Source organism: Rhizobium laguerreae (assembly GCF_002008165.1).
Classification (GTDB): Bacteria; Pseudomonadota; Alphaproteobacteria; order Rhizobiales; family Rhizobiaceae; genus Rhizobium; species Rhizobium laguerreae.
The window spans coordinates 280,746-296,613 of the sequence record NZ_MRDM01000010.1 but is presented as its reverse complement, the minus strand read 5'-3'; the positions used below and the strand labels follow the sequence as shown (position 1 = coordinate 296,613).

Here is a 15,868-nt window from a genome sequence, read left to right as displayed (position 1 = left end):
CGCGCGGCAACCGATGGACCTTTATTGAACGCCCTGGCTCGCTGGCCTCGATGATCGGGGATATCAAAACCGAATGTCAGCGGCAACATTCAGCCCAAGCGGCAGGCTTTGAGCCCGTCCGACAGGCCTGAAATCGCCGTCATGGCTTACAAGCGGCAGGCCTGAGCCAAAGCAGCATTAGCGCCTGCCGGACCTCCTGACATAGTCGACCAGCGCGCGCAGCTTCAGCGGCTGCCTCTGGCGCCGGGGATAGTAGAGATAGAAGCCCGGGAAGGGCGGACAGAAATCCTCCAGCAGCAGTACGAGTTCCCCGCGGTCGATATAGGGCTGGAAGGTCTCCACCATGCCGAAGGTGATGCCGGCTCCGGCGCAGGCCATGCGGATCATCATGCCCATGTCGTTGGTCGTAACGGCGGGATCAACCGCGACGTCGAAGTCGCGGTCGTTTTCGGTGAACTCCCAGCGATAGGGTGCCGTATCCGGGCGTGGCCGCCATCCGATGCAGGCGTGGTTCTGCAACTCGCCGGGATGACGGGGATGACCGCGGCGCTCGAGGTAGCTGCGGGATGCGGCGGCGCATTGTCGCTGCTCTTCGGAGACTGATATGGCGATCATGTCCTGTTCGATCACTTCGCCCAGCCGGACGCCCGCGTCGAAGCCGGCCTCGACGATATCGAATTCGTCATCGGTGATGGTGATATCGAGCTTGATGTCAGGGCAGGCTTCCATGAAGCCGGCCAGCAAGGTGCCGGAGAGGAAGTTCTCGGCGATCGAGGAAACGGTGATCCGCAGCAGACCGCTCGGGCGCGCCTGCATTTCCCGGACCGTCTGCATCGCATCCTTGACCTGGCGGAGCGATGGACGAACCGCGTCGAAGAACACTTCGCCGGCTTCGGTCAGGCTGACGCTGCGCGTCGTGCGCTGTACCAGGGCGACGCCGATCCGATCCTCCAGGCGCTGCAGGGCCTGGCTGACGGCGGAGCGGGTGACGCCAAGCCGCTCGCCGGCGAGCCGGAAGTTCCGCGCCTCCGCCACCGCAAGAAAAACCGAAATGCCTTCAAGATCGTCGACCATTGGTTAGCATTTCTAACCAGGGCATCTTGGATTGGCAACTTAATCACTCGGGTTCTCCGTATTATCTTTCAGTCGAGGTCAACGAAGGCTTCGAAAGGCAAGGCAATGCGAAGGATTTTCAAAAGCCCCCTCCTGCAGTTTTTCACGGTGGTCGCCCTGGCCGGCGCAGCAACCAGTTCGTTCGGCGCCGATACCGTGAACGACCGAGAAACTCAGCAGCAACAAACAAGCGAGAACAGAATGCAGCAACATCCTTATGTCGGCATGTGGATTACGGATGATGGCCGGGTCCGCCACGAACTTCTGCCCAATGGCCGCTACGACGAGGCCCGCGGCAGCCGGGAAAGCGCCTACCGGGGACGCTACGAAGTCACCGGAAGCCACATCGAATATTGGGATGACACGGGCTTCACGGCCGACGGCGATTTCGTCGACGGCAATACCCTCCACCATGGCGGCATGGTGCTTCGGCGCAAATGACGTGCCGCCCGAAAGGCAATACCACACAGAAGCAGGCCGCGTTTGCCGGCCGGAAAGGATGACGATCATGTCTTCCCCAACCCCCATCTGGTTCATCACTGGCGCATCGTCCGGCCTCGGCCGGGCACTCGCCGAAGCCGTCCTCGCCCGTGGATGGCGCGCCGCCGTGACGGCGCGCAGACCCGAGACCCTAGCGGATATCGCGGCAGAGCATGGGGACCGCGCGCTTGCCCTTGCACTCGATGTGACGGACAGCCGCTCCATCGCCGGCGCGGTTCGTGATGCCGAAACGCATTTCGGTGCGATCGACGTCCTCGTCAACAATGCCGGTTACGGTTACCTTTCGTCGATCGAAGAGGGTGACGACGCCGAGATACATGCCCAGTTCGAGACCAATGTCTTCGGACTGATCGATGTCACCAAGCAGGTTCTGCCGGGCATGCGCCGACGCCGGCAAGGGCATATTTTCAACGTCTCCTCGCTTGGCGGGCTCGTCGCTTTTGCCGCAACCGGCTACTACCACGCCACCAAGTTCGCGGTCGAAGCTCTGTCGGAATCGCTTTCCCATGAGGTCAAACCGCTCGGCATCGATGTGACGATCCTCGAACCCGGCGCCTTCCGCACGGATTGGGCCGGCCGGTCGATGGTCGAATCCAGCACGATCATCGAAGACTATGCGGAAACATCCGGCAAGCGGCGCCAGGCCACCCGCTCGATCTCCGGCAACCAGCCGGGCGATCCCGCGCGCGCGGCAACCGCTATCATATCGGCGTTCGAAGCGGACGTGCCGCCGCTGCGCCTGCTGCTCGGTGCACCCGCCCTGAAGATCGCCCGCGAACGGCTCGATGCGCTGCGCGCAAACTTCGACGCCTGGGCGGAAACAACGCTCAGCGCCGATTTCCCAACCTGACCGTAATGCCAAAAAATCCTCAGCCGCATCGCCAGGCGAGCGGCGTACAGATGGAGCTTGAAATGTCTGATATCAAAGGAAAAGTCATTGCCATCACCGGCGCCAGCAGCGGCATCGGAGAGGCGGCGGCAAAGGTGCTGGCTGCCGCAGGCGCCCATATCGTGATCGGCGCCCGCCGCACCGAGCGCCTCGAGGAACTCGCCGGCGAAATCGCCGCAAAGGGCGGGACGGTGCGCCTGCGACAGCTTGATGTCACCGACCGTTCCCAGGTGAAAGCCTTTGCAGGCTTTGCCTGCTCCGAATTCGGCCGGTTGGATGTCATCGTCAACAATGCCGGCGTCATGCCGCTGTCGCCGCTGGAGGCTCTCAAGGTCGACGAATGGGAACGGATGGTCGACGTCAACATCAAGGGCGTTCTTTACGGCATTGCGGCGGCGCTCCCGATCATGAAGGCGCAGGGATCAGGGCAGATCATCAACCTGTCTTCGATCGGCGGCCACAGCGTCTCGCCAACGGCCGCCGTCTATTGCGCGACGAAATTTGCGGTGCGTGCGATCTCGGACGGATTGCGGCAGGAGACCGATCGTATCCGCGTGACTGTCATCTCTCCCGGCACGACGACGTCGGAACTGGCCGACACGATCACCGATCCGACGGCGCGGGACGCTATGAAGGCTTTCAGGGCGATCACGATCAGCCCCGAGGTCATCGCCCATTCGATCCTCTACGCCGTCAGCCAGCCTGATGACGTCGATGTCAGCGAGATCATCATCCGGCCGACCGCCAGCCCGCATTGATCGGCTGAGATTTTGCCAAAGCAATTCCAGCAAAAGTGCAGAGCGGTTTTGCCAGGCAAAGCGCGAAGCGATTTTCGCCGGGAATTGCGGAAAACGAAAAGCCTCCGCCGCCTAAAAACCCAGCGACTGCTGGGCAGGCGGCGGCGGTGCGAGGTTGACGCCTTCGAGCTCCAGCATGCGGGTCTTCGATGACGAACCGCCGGGAGCGGAGAAGCCCCCGATCTTGCCGCCAGCCGCAAGCACCCGGTGGCAGGGAATGATCAGAGCCACCGGGTTCTTCGCCATCGCCTGGCCGACGTCGCGGGCGGCTTCCGGCCCGACGCCGAGCTCCTTGGCCAGCGCACCGTAAGTGGTCGTGTGGCCCCAGCCGACACGCCTTGCCGCCGCATAAATATCCCGGAAGAAGGTATCTTGGCCGGCAAGGTCGAGTTCGACGCCGGAAAAATCCGTCTCCTCACCCTGGAAATAACGTTTCACTGCCGCGACCGTCTCCAGCACGGCAGGCGTCGGCGCGCCGGGTTCGGCATCCGGCAGGCGGCGCAGCAGGAGCCGTTCGGTGGCCTCTGCTGACTTGGTCGGCAGCTGGAAACGGGTGATGCCGGCGTCGCTCCAGGCGATGCCGCAGAAACCGCCCGCGGTTTCGAAGATGAGATAGTGGTGCGTTGTCTTAGCCATGACACAGCCTCCGTGTTTCGATGACCCTCAAAATCGTATGAGACGGCCGCTGTTTCAACCCGTTTCTTGCGCGCGTAAGGCGTCCGGGAAATATCGCGATGCGTCCCTCGCAATGTCGATCGAACATCCAAGTCATCCGTTCAGAGCGGATTGTATCGGAAGCTTATGTTCCCTTTCTGTTCTTGCTATCAATCCCACCGGAGTATCCTTCGCCGCGTTTTTGGAAACGACGAGGCGGGTCATGACGACCCTGAGAGCCGATGAACCAGATTTCCTTCGACTTCGAGGGTGGGCGAAGTCGGAGCGGGCGACCGCGCGAACACCATAGCGGCGGACACCGGCTTTTCTTCGCTCTCTGTCCACCTGGGGCGGTTGAGCGGCAGGCGGCTTCGATCTCCTGTGATTATGGCAAGGCTTTCTCCCTTTCGGCAAAGCCGCGGCTGACGACGCTGCATGTGATGATCATCGGCATCGACGATTATCAGGAATTGCCGGAGGACGCGGTGTTTGCGGCGCGGCAAGCCGGCGCCACGGTGGAGGGCGCGCCGATTGCGATCACTTTCGACAGGATTATGAGCTTCAGGCGGGAAGGCAAGGCGCGACCGCTCGTGCTTTGCGGCGAAGGCGGGCGGAAGGCGCTCACCCGGCTGCATGTCCAGCTCGGCGTCGGCATGCACAATGCCGGACTGCGCCACAATATCCGCCGCGATTTCACGCCGCATATGACGCTACTCTACGACCGCAAGACCGTGCCGCCGACGAGCCTCGACGCACACGTTTCATGGACGGCATCCGAATTCCTGCTCGTCCACAGTCTTCTCGGAAAAACCGAACATCGAATCATCGATCGCTGGCCGTTGCTCGGCTGAGGCAACGATGTCCTCCCTACTCCGGCTTGCGCTTGGCTGATTTACGCGCATAAAGCTCGGGAAACCTGTTCGGATTGCAGTCGGGGAGCGAAGACAAAATGGACGTTTCAGAGATCATCATACCCGGAGATACGCCGGGAACGGAGTGGCGGTTGCCGGTGCTGCGCTTTGAAGGCCACGATCAGAAGGCACCGAAGACCTATATCCAGGCGGCCCTGCATGCCGGCGAGCTGCCGGGAACGGTGCTGCTGCATTTCCTCTGCGACCGGCTGCGGCAGGCGGAAAGCCAAGGCGGGATCGCCGGCGACATCACCATCGTGCCGCAGGCCAATCCGATCGGTGCGGCGCAATCGCATTTCGGCGAGCTGCAGGGCCGTTTCGACCTGGGCTCACGCACCAATTTCAACCGGGATTTCCCGCTGATCTCGATTGTCGATCGCGCCACGCTCACCGAAGATCTCGATGGTTATCCGGCTACCGACCGGTTGAAGCGGCAGCTGCTGCACATGGCGCTCGGGGCCGATCTCGTGCTCGACCTGCATTGCGACGATGAATCCCTGCAATATGCCTATATCGACGAGGCCTTCTGGCCGGAGGCCGCCGATCTCGCCGCTGCACTCGACATGGAGGCCGTGCTGCTTTCGGATGGCGAAAGCTCGGCCTTCGAGGAGGCCGTCGGCTTTGCATGGAAATATGAAGTTCCCGGCGAACGCCGGTCCCGGCTGCCCGGCAAACTCTCCGTCACTGTCGAGCTGCGCGGCAAATGCGACGTCGATCCGGTGCTGGCGAAAAAGGATGCGGACGGGCTCTGGCACTTCCTCGCGGCACGGGGCATCGTTGGCGACGAAAAGCCGACGGCAACGGCATTTTCCGGTCCGGCCGTGCCGCTCGACAATGTCGAGATCATCCGCACGCCAGAAGGCGGCGCCGTACTCTTCTATCGCGATATCGGCGAGAGGGTTACCGAAGGCGACCGCCTAGTGACGATCGTCACCCGGCCCGGGCAGCCGGGCGGCAGCATCGACCTGCGGGCGCCGCAGGATGGTCTGATTCTGACCCGAACCTCCGACCGGCTGGTGCGGCGGCGCGGCGACCTGATGAAGATCGCCTGCGACGAACCCAGCAAGGCTTCCCGCAAGGCCGGTACGTTGGAGAATTGAGCCGGGACGACTTTGCCGGCGGCGATTGTCGAAGCGCTCGGGGATAAAAGGTCGTACGGCGTTTGCGCCGGCCTTCGTGCATGTTATCTCGCTGTCATCACAGGGAGATCGATCGGGCATGGCCGTCACCATCTATGGCATCAAGAATTGCGACACGATGAAGAAGGCCCGCAGCTGGCTGGAAGAACATCGCGTCGCCTATGAGTTTCACGACTACAAGGCGCTCGGTATCGACCGCGCCCATCTCGAAACCTGGATCGACCAAGCCGGCCTCGATACCGTGCTCAACCGCGCCGGCACCACCTTCCGCAAATTGCCCGATGCCCAGCGCGAGAACCTGACCCGGGAGAAGGCAATCCAGCTGATGCTCGATCAGCCGTCGATGATCAAGCGGCCCGTGCTGGAGGCGAAGGGCAAGCTGCTGGTCGGCTTCAAGCCGGAGATTTACGCCGGTGCATTCGGCGGCTGACGGCGGGCCGCTGAACTCACGAGGGAAAGAGATGTCCAAGGCCACGCGCGCGACACAGCTTCTTTCGCAGGCAGGCGTCGCCTTCACTGTCCATGTCTATGACTACCACCCCAATGCCGAGCGCGTCGGGTTGCAGGCGGCCGAAGCACTCGGCGAGGCGCCGCATCGGGTGCTGAAGACGCTGATGGCGGAGGTGGACGGCAAGCCGGTCTGCGTCGTCGTGCCATCGGATCGTGAAGTCAGCATGAAAAAACTTGCCAGCGCCTTTCGCGGCAAATCGGCCAACATGATGAAGCCTGCCGATGCCGAGCGGCTGACAGGTTATCATGTCGGCGGCATCAGCCCTTTCGGCCAGAAGAAGACCGTGCCGACGGCGATCGAGGAGGCCGCGCTTGGCGAACCGCTGGTCTACATCAATGGCGGGCAGCGCGGGCTGCAGGTGCGGCTCGATCCGAAGCATGCGTTGAAGGCGCTGAAGGCCGTCGCCGCGCCACTGATTGCCTGATCAGAGCATGATGCCGAAAAGTGTGAGCGGTTTTCGGACGACATCATGCTCTTACTTGAATCTAGAGGAAGCGGTCGAGCAGCCGGGCGATCGTCTTCGCCTCGTTTTCGGCAAGCTTGCAACCGATATGGGTCTCGATCGATCTGGCATAGACGGTCCACATGCACTCGCGAAGCTTTCGGCCGGCATCAGTGATCACCACCCAACGGCCGCGCCCATCCTCAGCGAAGGCCTCGCGCCGGACCAGGCCCTCTTTTTCCAGCCGGTCGATCAACCGGGAAAGATTATACTGGGCCAGCAGCGTCCGCTCCTCGATCTCGTAAGGGCGCAGCTTGCAGTCGTGCGAGCGCGCCAATTCCCACAGCACGTCGTACCAGGCAAGCGGCGGCATGCCGGCCGCCTTCAGGTCGGCTTCGATGACGCCAAGCAACCGCTCGCGGGCGCGCATGATGCTCGTCCAGGCAGAGGTGACCGCTTCGCTCGGATTCGACAGTTTTTCAGACATAAATGCAGTTACATCTATCTTGAATTTCACTGCAAGCGGCATTAGATGCAATTACATCTATCATTACCAAGGATAGCGCCATGAGCAAGCTTACCCTCGTCAGCCATCATCTGTGCCCCTATGTACAGCGCGCCGCGATCGCCCTGCTCGAAAAGGGCGTGCCCTTCGAGCGCATCAATATCGATCTTGCCGACAAGCCGGACTGGTTCCTGACGATCTCGCCGCTCGGCAAGGTGCCGCTGCTGCAGATCGAGGAGGAGGACGGCAGTCAGGCCGTGCTGTTCGAAAGCAGCGTCATCTGCGAATATCTGGAGGAGACGCAGCCGGGCGTGGCGCTGCATCCGAAAGACGCGCTGACGCGTGCCCGCCATCGCGGCTGGATGGAATTCGGTTCGTCGGTGCTTTCCGATCTCTGGGGTTACGAGACGGCTGAGGATGCCGCGCAGTTGGAGGCCAAGCGCATGGCGCTCATCTCCAAATTCGCAACTGTCGAGAAGGTGTTGACGGACGGGCCGTATTTCGCCGGCAACGACTTCAGCCTCGTCGACGCCGTCTTCGCGCCGGTCTTTCGGTATTTCGATCTCTTCGAGACGCTCGGCGACGGCGACATCTTCGAAGGGCTTGAGCGTGTAAAGCGCTGGCGCAAGGCGCTCTCCGAACGGGCGAGCGTCAAGGCCGCCGTTGGCGAAGACTACCCGCAGCGGCTGATGGAATTCCTCGAAAAACATAACTCGATCCTGCTCAGGCAAGCTGCCGCCGCCTGAAGCGCGCCCGGCGGCCGGACATCTCATCCGGCCGCTTGCAATTCGGGCAGCCGAGCGCTTCATTTTCGCCGCAAACGGGTCTAAGTCTTCCAGCCTCCCACCGTCGATGACAGAAGGCAGGTTGAACCATGACTTTCATGCCCCAGAGCCAGAGCACCGTTGATCCCGTCAAGCTGGAAAAGCTTGCGGAAGTCGCCGTCAAGGTCGGGCTGCAGCTGCAGAAGGGTCAGGACCTAGTGATCACCGCGCCTGTCGTGGCGCTGCCGCTCGTCCGCCTGATCACCAAACATGCCTATCTGGCCGGCGCCGGACTGGTCTCCGCCTTCTATTCCGATGAGGAAACGACGCTGGCGCGCTATCAATATGGCAGCGACGAGAGCTTCGACCGCGCCTCCGGCTGGCTCTACGAGGGCATGGCCAAGGCCTATGCCAATGGGGCTGCCCGTCTCGCGGTTGCCGGCGACAATCCGATGCTGCTGTCCGAGCAGGATGCCGGCAAGGTCGGCCGCGCCAATCGCGCCAACTCCACCGCCTACAAGCCGGCGCTGGAGAAGATCTCGAATTTCGACATCAACTGGAACATCGTCTCCTATCCCAACCCCTCCTGGGCCAAGGTGGTCTTCCCCGACGATCCGGAACCGATCGCGATCGCCAAGCTCGCCAAGGCGATCTTTGCCGCCTCGCGCGTCGATGTCAGCGATCCCGTCGCCGCCTGGACCGAGCACAATGCCAATCTTGGCAAGCGCTCCGCCTGGCTGAACGGCGAGCGCTTCGCCTCGTTGCATTTCCGCGGACCGGGCACCGACCTGACGGTCGGCCTTGCCGACGGGCATGAATGGCATGGCGGCGCTTCCACCGCCAAGAACGGCATTACCTGCAATCCGAATATTCCGACCGAGGAAGTCTTCACCACGCCGCATGCGCTGCGCGTCGAAGGCCATGTCTCAAGCACCAAACCGCTTTCGCACCAGGGCACGCTGATCGACAATATCCAGGTGCGCTTCGAGGGCGGGTGCATCGTCGAGGCCAAGGCCTCGCGCGGCGAAGAGGTGTTGAACAAGGTGCTAGACACCGACGAGGGCGCGCGGCGGCTCGGCGAAGTGGCGCTGGTGCCGCATTCCTCACCGATCTCGGCCAGCGGCATCCTGTTCTACAACACGCTGTTCGACGAAAACGCCTCGTGCCACATCGCGCTCGGCCAGTGCTATTCCAAATGTTTCCTCAATGGCGCGACGCTGAGCCAGGAGCAGATCAAGGCACAGGGCGGCAATTCCAGCCTGATCCATATCGACTGGATGATCGGCTCCGACAAGGTCGATATCGACGGCATCAAGCCGGATGGTTCGCGGGTTCCGGTGATGCGGCAGGGCGAATGGGCCTGAGCGGCATCATCGTACGCTGACCGAGCCAGACGCTGGCAAGCACCATGGCCAAACCGCCGATCTGCACAGGCGTCAGGCTCTGGCCGAGCGCCAGCCAACCGAGCAGGGTCGCGACCAGCGGGCTAAGGAAGCCAAGCGAGGCAACCGCCGAGGGCTCGATGCGCGACAGGCCACGGAACCAGAGCTGATAGGTGAAGGCTGCGCCGATCAGCCCGAGATAGGCAATGCCCGCAATGTTTGCGGCGGTCGGCATCGGCAGCGCCGGTTCAAGGAAAAAGGCAAAAGGCACCAGCAGCATGCCGCCCGCCGTCAATTGCCAGGCCGTGAAGGTGAGGTTTGAGACCGGCGGCGCCCAGCGGCGCGTCAGCACCGTGCCGAAGGCCATCGAGACCGCGCCGGCCAGACCGGCAGCGACACCGATCGGATCGAGCCCCGCATTCGGCGTCAGCACCAGCAGTCCGACGCCGGCCATGCCGGCGAGACCGGCCAGTACGGCAAGCGGCCGGATCGGCTTGCCGAGAAAAAGCTGCGACAAAGCGATAACGATCAGCGGCTGCACGGCGCCGACCGTTGCGGCAACGCCGCCTGGCAGCCTGTAGGCCGAGACGAAGAGCATCGCCCAGAAGAACGAGAAGTTAAGCGCGCCGAGAACGAAAGCCCTTCCCCACCAGATGCCGAAAGGCAGCTTTCTGACCAGGAAGAGAAGCAGCAGGCCGGCCGGCAGGGCGCGCAGCATCGCAACCGTCAGCGGATATCCGGCCGGCAGGAAAGCGGTGGTGACGATATAGGTGCTTCCCCAAATGGCGGGCGCGAGCGCGGTTGCCATAAGATCGGCGACATAGCGTGAATTTGTCTTCATATCAAGAATCTCTATTTCAAGATAAATTCATCCTACACCTTCTTATCTTGACGTCAAGATAATGAATGGTATCGATGGAGCATGAGCGAAGACGGCAAGATGGACCATGTCGACAAGATCCTGGCGCAATGGCGACGGGAGCGGCCGGACCTCGACGTCGAAGCGATGGGCATCCTCGGACGTCTGAAACGCTTGAGTACCCATCTCGGCCGCGAAGTGGAGGCCGTGCTCATGCAGCAGGGGCTTTCGTCCTCCGCCTTCGACGTGCTGGCGACGCTGCGCCGCGCCGGGGCGCCCCACCGGCTTTCGCCGGGGGAGCTTCTGGAGATGACTATGGTCAGCTCCGGCACGATGACGAACCGCATCGACCAGTTGGAGAAGGCAGGTTACGTCGAGCGTATCCTCAATCCGGAGGATCGCAGGAGCGTGCTCATCGCGCTGACAGAAAAAGGGCTTGCGACGGTGGAGACCGCCGTCGATGCGCATGTCGCCAATCAGCACCGGCTGTCGAAAAATCTGAGCGCCGCCGACAAGGCGGAACTCGACAGGCTGCTGCGCAAGTTTCTTGCTGACTTCGAATAGCGCCTATCGGATTGCCGATAGCAGCTTGCGCACGCGATCGAGGTGCGCCCTGCGCTTTGCATCGGTGGCCCGGTCCATGTCGTGCAGGCTGAGCATGCGGAAATTCAATCCCTTCGAGCAGAAGGCGGCGATGCCGCGCTTCAGGAGCCGGCGCACCGGATCGCCCATATAGAGACGCACCAGCCACCAGGGCGAACCTGTCGTCGTCAGCGCATGGAGCAGCCTGATATTGGTCAGCTGCGGCACGATACGGCCGCCGGCGGCGTCATGGCTGAATGCAACGCCGGGGGCGAAGACACGGTCAAAGAAACCCTTGAGGATGGCCGGGAAATTGAACCACCATTGCGGAAAGACGAAGATCAGGCCGTCGGCGGCCTTCAGGCGGGCAATGATATCGGCAACGGCTGAAGTATCGTAGGGCACGTCGAAGTAGCCGCCGCGCTCGGCCTTCGAAAGGCGTGGATCGAAATCTTCGCTGTAGAGATCAAGCAGGTCGACCGTATGGCCTGCCGCTTCCAGCGCCTCACGCGCAGTCCTTGCCACGGCGGCGGCGAAACTGTCCTCCAGCGGATGGGCAAGCACCAGCAGGATCCGCATCGTCAGAACAGGCTTCCCTGCTTCGGCGGGTCGGCGGGTCTTACGCTGCGTTTCTTGGCACCGGCTGGCGGTGTGCCGCCTTCCGTGGTCATGGCGCCGACACGGCCGTCGGCGAATTCGATGGCGATGCCCATGCCGGCGGAGAGGTGAGCAGCCTGCGAGACCGGCCTGTTATCCTCATCGCGAATGACGGCGTAACCGCGCTTCAGCACATTCTTATAGGAGAGCGACTGCAGCACGCGGTCCTGCGCGGAAAGCTCGGCGCGCGCACGGGTCAGCTGGTGGCGGACCGCCGTATCGGCATGGCGCGAAAGATTGCCGAGGCGCTCGCGACCGCGGTCGGTCCGGGTCTTCAGCCGGGCCGGCAGTGAGGCGAGGATGGCTTCGGCGCGATCGACGCGCGCTTTCGAGCGGTCGATCAGCCGCTCGACCATGCGCTCGGCCCGGGCCATGCGCTCGTTCAGCGTCTGGCGGCGCTCGGCGATGCGATTGGACAGCACATCAGGACGCAGATGCCCGGCGACACGCTCGAAGCCGCGGCGCTTGTTGATGGTGTTGAGTTCCAGCCCGCGGCCGAGACCGGTTGCCGCCTCGTCGAAACGGCGGCGCGGCAAGGCGAGAAGCTGATCGAGCGACGGCAATGCCCGCATCAGGGCACGCACCGACTGGCGGCGCTGATCCATCTGCCGGTTCATGCAGCCCTGCAGGCGCGCCGCAAGAGCGGCGGCCTGCGCCTCGAGTTCCGCCTTGACCGGCACCGCCATTTCCGCGGCCCCCGTCGGCGTCGGCGCACGGACATCGGCGGCATAGTCGATCAGCGTCCAGTCGGTCTCATGGCCGACGGCCGAGATCAGCGGTATTGCGCTTTCGGCCGCAGCACGCACGACGATTTCGTCGTTGAAGCTCCAGAGGTCTTCCAGGCTGCCGCCGCCACGTGCGACGATCAGCACATCCGGGCGGGGGATGGCGCCTGAAGGTTGCAGCGCGTTGAAGCCGCGGATGGCGTTCGCCACCTCCTCGCCGGAGCCCTCGCCCTGGACCTTCACCGGCCAGACGAGGACATGCACGGGAAAACGATCGGAGATGCGGTGAAGGATATCGCGGATGACGGCGCCGGTCGGCGAGGTGACGACGCCGATGACGCTCGGCATGAAGGGCAGCCGCTTCTTGCGGGCGGCATCGAACAGGCCCTCGGCGCCGAGCTTGCGCTTGCGCTCCTCGATCAGCGCCATCAGCGCGCCGGCGCCGGCGGGCTCCAGCGTCTCGATGACGATCTGATATTTCGAGGAGCCCGGAAAGGTGGTGACCTTGCCGGTGGCAATGACTTCCATGCCCTCTTCCGGGCGGAACTTCAGCCGCGAGAAGGTGCCCTTCCAGATGACGGCGTCGATGCGGGCGCGATCATCCTTCAGCGCGAAATAGGCATGGCCCGAGGAATGCGGCCCGCGATAGCCGGAAATCTCGCCGCGCACGCGAACCTGGTCGAAGGCGGTTTCGACCGTGCGCTTGATCGAGCCGGAAAGTTCCGAAACCGAATATTCGGCAAGGTTGGTCGGCGAATCGCCGTCGAAGACGTTGCTCATCCCCTCTTTCTATGTCTAACGGCGGCAAACGGAAAGATCGGCACTGGCATTGGGATCGGTTTTCCCGGCCATTGAGATAGGTCGCGCGCGGGGTTCGTCGCCATTGCTTCGAGCGCGCTCATCCCCTGGAATGCTGCACATGCACTCGTTGCAGCCGGGCAAACAAACAACAAAATCGTGTAAATATGCTTTGCTGCGGAACGGATAGTTAGAATGCGCGTTTTACCTGAAAGGGATTGCTAACCACCGCAATACAAAGGCTTTTCGGCGAAGATCGTCGGTAAAACTTTGTTAGTTGGCGCTTCCTATGCTTCCCCTCGTTCTCTCTGGGAAGGTGCTGAAATGATTATTCTCACAGCAGCAGCATTGGGCGTCAGCGCCGGGCAAACGCGTTCGGCTGGCGTGATCGCGCTGGTCGCCGCGCTGATCGGAATGACATTTGTGTTGGCGGCGATAACCTCGCCCGGGCCGGTGTCTATTCTCGCATTCGTCTATGCCGTGCTCGGCTATAATTGCGGCCTCATGCTCTTCGTGCTCGGGCTCTACGCCAGTCAGCGCCTTCGTCGCGCCATGCGCGTTTCAAACTGACAAGTGCGTCGCGGCCTTTCAGATCGGCTTCCCGCGCTTGCTTTCCCATCCTGAAGATCGCCGGCGTCAATTCGTCGTCGGCCGATAGCGATAGAACTGAACGCCCGCCTCCGCCGCCTTCGGAAGCGGTTCCAGATAGGGCGGGATATTGCCCTTGCCGAGCTCAGCATAGAGCCCATCCGGCTTCAGTTTGGCGATCTCGCGGGTCTGCAGGTCGCCGGGGCAGAAAGCAAGCACCGTCACGCCGGTCCCCTTCAGGAAAGCGTCCGCCTCCCGCGGCTCGGCCATGCCGGTATGCAGCTCCGTCAGCATGCCGCCCTGATTGCGATGATAAGGCGCGGAGAGAACCCGGTTCGCCGTGAAGCGGAGGATGGGGACGCCCATTTCCGACGGCGCCGAGACCAGTCCGGCCGGTAGCCCGGCGAGCGGCGCCAGCGCCGCTTGCGATGTGCAGGAGATCTTCTTTGCCGGCTCTGCCGCCTTCTTCTGCGCAGCATTCTGCATCTGCAGCGAGACAAATCCGCCGCCGACGGCCCAGGCGGCCGGAGCACTTGCGAGCACGGTGACGATATAGATGAAGGCGGCGGCGACATTCTCGGTGTCGCTGTTGGAGATGCGCCTGATATCGATGATCAGCAGAGCAAGCGGCAGGATCGAGATCAGGTTCGAGAATGTCGAACCGCGCACCTGGACCAGCGCGATAGCCCAGCTCGTCATCAGCAGGAAGAGCAGGACCAGATGGATTTGCACGCGGTCACGCTGAACGACGCGGAAGATGCAGACGGCGATGCCGAACAGGCCGGCCGCATAGAAGGCACCGATCGAGAAGGGATCTGTGCGTCCGAGAGCGAAAATCGACTGCGCTTCCGAAACATTTCTCAGCCAGAGCTCGACCAGCATCGGGTCGAGACCGGCCAGCGGATCGCTCAGGCATTGCGGTGCAATCACGATCGCCGAACCGAGAACGCCGGCGCCGACGACGGCGAGCGCGGCAAAGCGCAAGGGCCGGCGCAAGCGGCTGGCAAAGACCGCTGAAAACAACAGCAACCCGCCGCCGATCGCCGCCAGGCTATAATAGCCGAGCGAGAGATTGTCGCAGGTGACCATCGAATAAAGCCGGGGCGGCACTGTTGCGAAGAAGAGGATGCTGATCGCAATCGCCAGCGCCAGCCCGAAGGCCCTCGCGGCGGCGGCGAAATTTTCGCCCTCCCATGCCCAGAGCAGGGCGATGGTCAGGCAGACGGCGGCGACGAAGGGGGTCGTCTCGGCGCCGATGGCGATGGCAACGGCTGCCGCGATGCCGGCGACCGCGTAACTCCAGGCGCGACGCTCTGGATCCAGCAGCATCGCGATCATCGTCGCGACCAGCGCCAGCTGCGCATTGTGATGATCGATGGCGCCCGGCGCGAAACGGTTTCCGGTGTAGATCGCAAGACCGGTCAAGCCGAGACTGATATGCATGGCGGCAACCCCGCCGATGCGCCGGCCGGCGACCGCCATGGCGAGCATGGCGGGCAGGATGAGCGATACCGGCCAGGCGGCGAGCGCCAGCGCTTCGGCCGTCTCGCGGGGCGCAAACAGGCCGAAGAACCAGATTAGCGAGGCGATCGGCATATCGATCAGCCGCGACCAATGCATCAGCGTGCCGCCGTCGAGGCCGAGACGATATTGCATCAGATCGAACCAACCCTGCCCAGCCAGAAAATCGCGAACCTCGACGAGACGCATTCCGTCATCATTGTCGGGGCCGACGTAATCGGTGGCGCCGGAAAGCTTGGTGATGAGGATAGCGGCAGCAAGGATGACGCTATAGGCGATGACGGTTGGCCAGAGACGCGTCAGCAAGTCGCGCAGCCAGCCCCTGGGAGCGTCAGTCACGGAGGATGCGTGGGAGATCGGCTGCACAGCGTTCATTGTGGTTAGCGGTTCGTTTCGATACCCGAACTTTAGCCGCCGCCGATCAAGAAAGTGTAAAGCCGTTTGTGGCAGCTGGCGATTTTGCCTGCGTCATAGGGTCTTATTAACGGCGCATGATTTAGGCTGAGCGCGGCTTTAAGTGTAACGAGTAG

Annotated in this window: 18 protein-coding genes; 11 read left to right on the top strand and 7 right to left on the bottom strand. The window is 62.6% G+C overall.

The window, feature by feature from the left end:
* Window positions 1–177: 177 nt before the first annotated feature.
* On the bottom strand, window positions 178–1,074 hold the full coding sequence (locus tag BS630_RS09895; protein WP_077977280.1) for a LysR family transcriptional regulator: 897 nt from the start codon (window positions 1,072–1,074) through the stop codon (window positions 178–180).
* A gap of 105 nt (window positions 1,075–1,179) precedes the next feature.
* On the opposite strand from BS630_RS09895, the gene BS630_RS09890 reads away from it, so the two are divergent.
* The 3 genes from BS630_RS09890 to BS630_RS09880 all read left to right on the top strand — a co-directional run bounded on the left by BS630_RS09890 (window position 1,180) and on the right by BS630_RS09880 (window position 3,261).
* Window positions 1,180–1,554 carry an Atu4866 domain-containing protein gene (locus tag BS630_RS09890; RefSeq protein WP_077977279.1) on the top strand — a complete coding sequence of 125 codons (375 nt, stop codon included), beginning with the start codon at window positions 1,180–1,182 and terminating at the stop codon, window positions 1,552–1,554.
* Window positions 1,555–1,612: 58 nt separating this feature from the next.
* The gene (locus BS630_RS09885) at window positions 1,613–2,464 is read left to right on the top strand and encodes an oxidoreductase (protein WP_183594489.1); all 852 of its coding nucleotides are present in this window, start codon (window positions 1,613–1,615) and stop codon (window positions 2,462–2,464) included.
* 62 nt (window positions 2,465–2,526) lie between these two features.
* Window positions 2,527–3,261 (top strand): SDR family oxidoreductase, encoded by a 735-nt coding sequence (locus BS630_RS09880; RefSeq protein WP_077977708.1) that lies wholly within the window; start codon window positions 2,527–2,529, stop codon window positions 3,259–3,261.
* Window positions 3,262–3,372: 111 nt separating this feature from the next.
* On the opposite strand, the gene BS630_RS09875 is transcribed toward BS630_RS09880, so the two are convergent.
* Window positions 3,373–3,936, bottom strand: coding sequence for a methylated-DNA--[protein]-cysteine S-methyltransferase (locus BS630_RS09875; protein ID WP_077977278.1), 564 nt, complete (start codon window positions 3,934–3,936; stop codon window positions 3,373–3,375).
* Between the two features lie 260 nt (window positions 3,937–4,196).
* Between BS630_RS09875 and BS630_RS09870 the strand changes: the two genes are divergently transcribed.
* From BS630_RS09870 to ybaK, 4 genes are all read left to right on the top strand, one after another.
* Window positions 4,197–4,805, top strand: coding sequence for a 2'-5' RNA ligase family protein (locus BS630_RS09870; protein WP_077977277.1), 609 nt, complete (start codon window positions 4,197–4,199; stop codon window positions 4,803–4,805).
* Between the two features lie 98 nt (window positions 4,806–4,903).
* Window positions 4,904–5,965, top strand: a complete 1,062-nt coding sequence (locus BS630_RS09865; RefSeq protein ID WP_077977276.1) for a M14 family metallopeptidase — start codon at window positions 4,904–4,906, stop codon at window positions 5,963–5,965.
* 118 nt (window positions 5,966–6,083) lie between these two features.
* The gene (locus BS630_RS09860) at window positions 6,084–6,434 is read left to right on the top strand and encodes an ArsC family reductase (RefSeq protein WP_077977275.1); all 351 of its coding nucleotides are present in this window, start codon (window positions 6,084–6,086) and stop codon (window positions 6,432–6,434) included.
* 31 nt (window positions 6,435–6,465) lie between these two features.
* Window positions 6,466–6,939: a Cys-tRNA(Pro) deacylase gene (gene ybaK, locus BS630_RS09855; RefSeq protein WP_077977274.1), complete on the top strand. Its 474-nt coding sequence runs from the start codon at window positions 6,466–6,468 to the stop codon at window positions 6,937–6,939.
* A gap of 61 nt (window positions 6,940–7,000) precedes the next feature.
* Here ybaK and BS630_RS09850 read toward each other — a convergent pair whose 3' ends face one another.
* Window positions 7,001–7,444, bottom strand: coding sequence for a MarR family winged helix-turn-helix transcriptional regulator (locus tag BS630_RS09850; protein ID WP_077977273.1), 444 nt, complete (start codon window positions 7,442–7,444; stop codon window positions 7,001–7,003).
* A gap of 80 nt (window positions 7,445–7,524) precedes the next feature.
* Here BS630_RS09850 and BS630_RS09845 point away from each other — a divergent pair, with 80 nt between their 5' ends.
* Complete coding sequence (locus BS630_RS09845) at window positions 7,525–8,208, top strand: glutathione S-transferase family protein (RefSeq protein ID WP_077977272.1); 684 nt, start codon at window positions 7,525–7,527, stop codon at window positions 8,206–8,208.
* Window positions 8,209–8,336: 128 nt separating this feature from the next.
* Window positions 8,337–9,590, top strand: coding sequence for an aminopeptidase (locus BS630_RS09840; protein ID WP_077977271.1), 1,254 nt, complete (start codon window positions 8,337–8,339; stop codon window positions 9,588–9,590).
* Here the strand turns inward: BS630_RS09840 and BS630_RS09835 are convergent.
* Window positions 9,538–10,449: an EamA family transporter gene (locus BS630_RS09835; RefSeq protein WP_077977270.1), complete on the bottom strand. Its 912-nt coding sequence runs from the start codon at window positions 10,447–10,449 to the stop codon at window positions 9,538–9,540. The genes BS630_RS09840 and BS630_RS09835 overlap by 53 nt on opposite strands.
* An 81-nt stretch (window positions 10,450–10,530) precedes the next feature.
* On the opposite strand from BS630_RS09835, the gene BS630_RS09830 reads away from it, so the two are divergent.
* On the top strand, window positions 10,531–11,031 hold the full coding sequence (locus BS630_RS09830; RefSeq protein ID WP_077977269.1) for a MarR family winged helix-turn-helix transcriptional regulator: 501 nt from the start codon (window positions 10,531–10,533) through the stop codon (window positions 11,029–11,031).
* A 3-nt stretch (window positions 11,032–11,034) separates the two neighbouring features.
* Here BS630_RS09830 and BS630_RS09825 read toward each other — a convergent pair whose 3' ends face one another.
* A complete protein-coding gene (locus BS630_RS09825; protein WP_077977268.1) occupies window positions 11,035–11,628 on the bottom strand; it encodes an NAD(P)H-dependent oxidoreductase in 594 nt (197 codons plus the stop codon).
* Between the two features lie 2 nt (window positions 11,629–11,630).
* Window positions 11,631–13,211, bottom strand: coding sequence for an exodeoxyribonuclease VII large subunit (gene xseA, locus BS630_RS09820; RefSeq protein WP_077977267.1), 1,581 nt, complete (start codon window positions 13,209–13,211; stop codon window positions 11,631–11,633).
* Between the two features lie 342 nt (window positions 13,212–13,553).
* Here xseA and BS630_RS09815 point away from each other — a divergent pair, with 342 nt between their 5' ends.
* Complete coding sequence (locus BS630_RS09815) at window positions 13,554–13,799, top strand: hypothetical protein (protein WP_027669230.1); 246 nt, start codon at window positions 13,554–13,556, stop codon at window positions 13,797–13,799.
* A 66-nt stretch (window positions 13,800–13,865) separates the two neighbouring features.
* Here the strand turns inward: BS630_RS09815 and BS630_RS09810 are convergent, their stop codons facing one another.
* Window positions 13,866–15,713: a hypothetical protein gene (locus tag BS630_RS09810; RefSeq protein WP_077977266.1), complete on the bottom strand. Its 1,848-nt coding sequence runs from the start codon at window positions 15,711–15,713 to the stop codon at window positions 13,866–13,868.
* Between the last annotated feature and the right edge of the window lie 155 nt (window positions 15,714–15,868).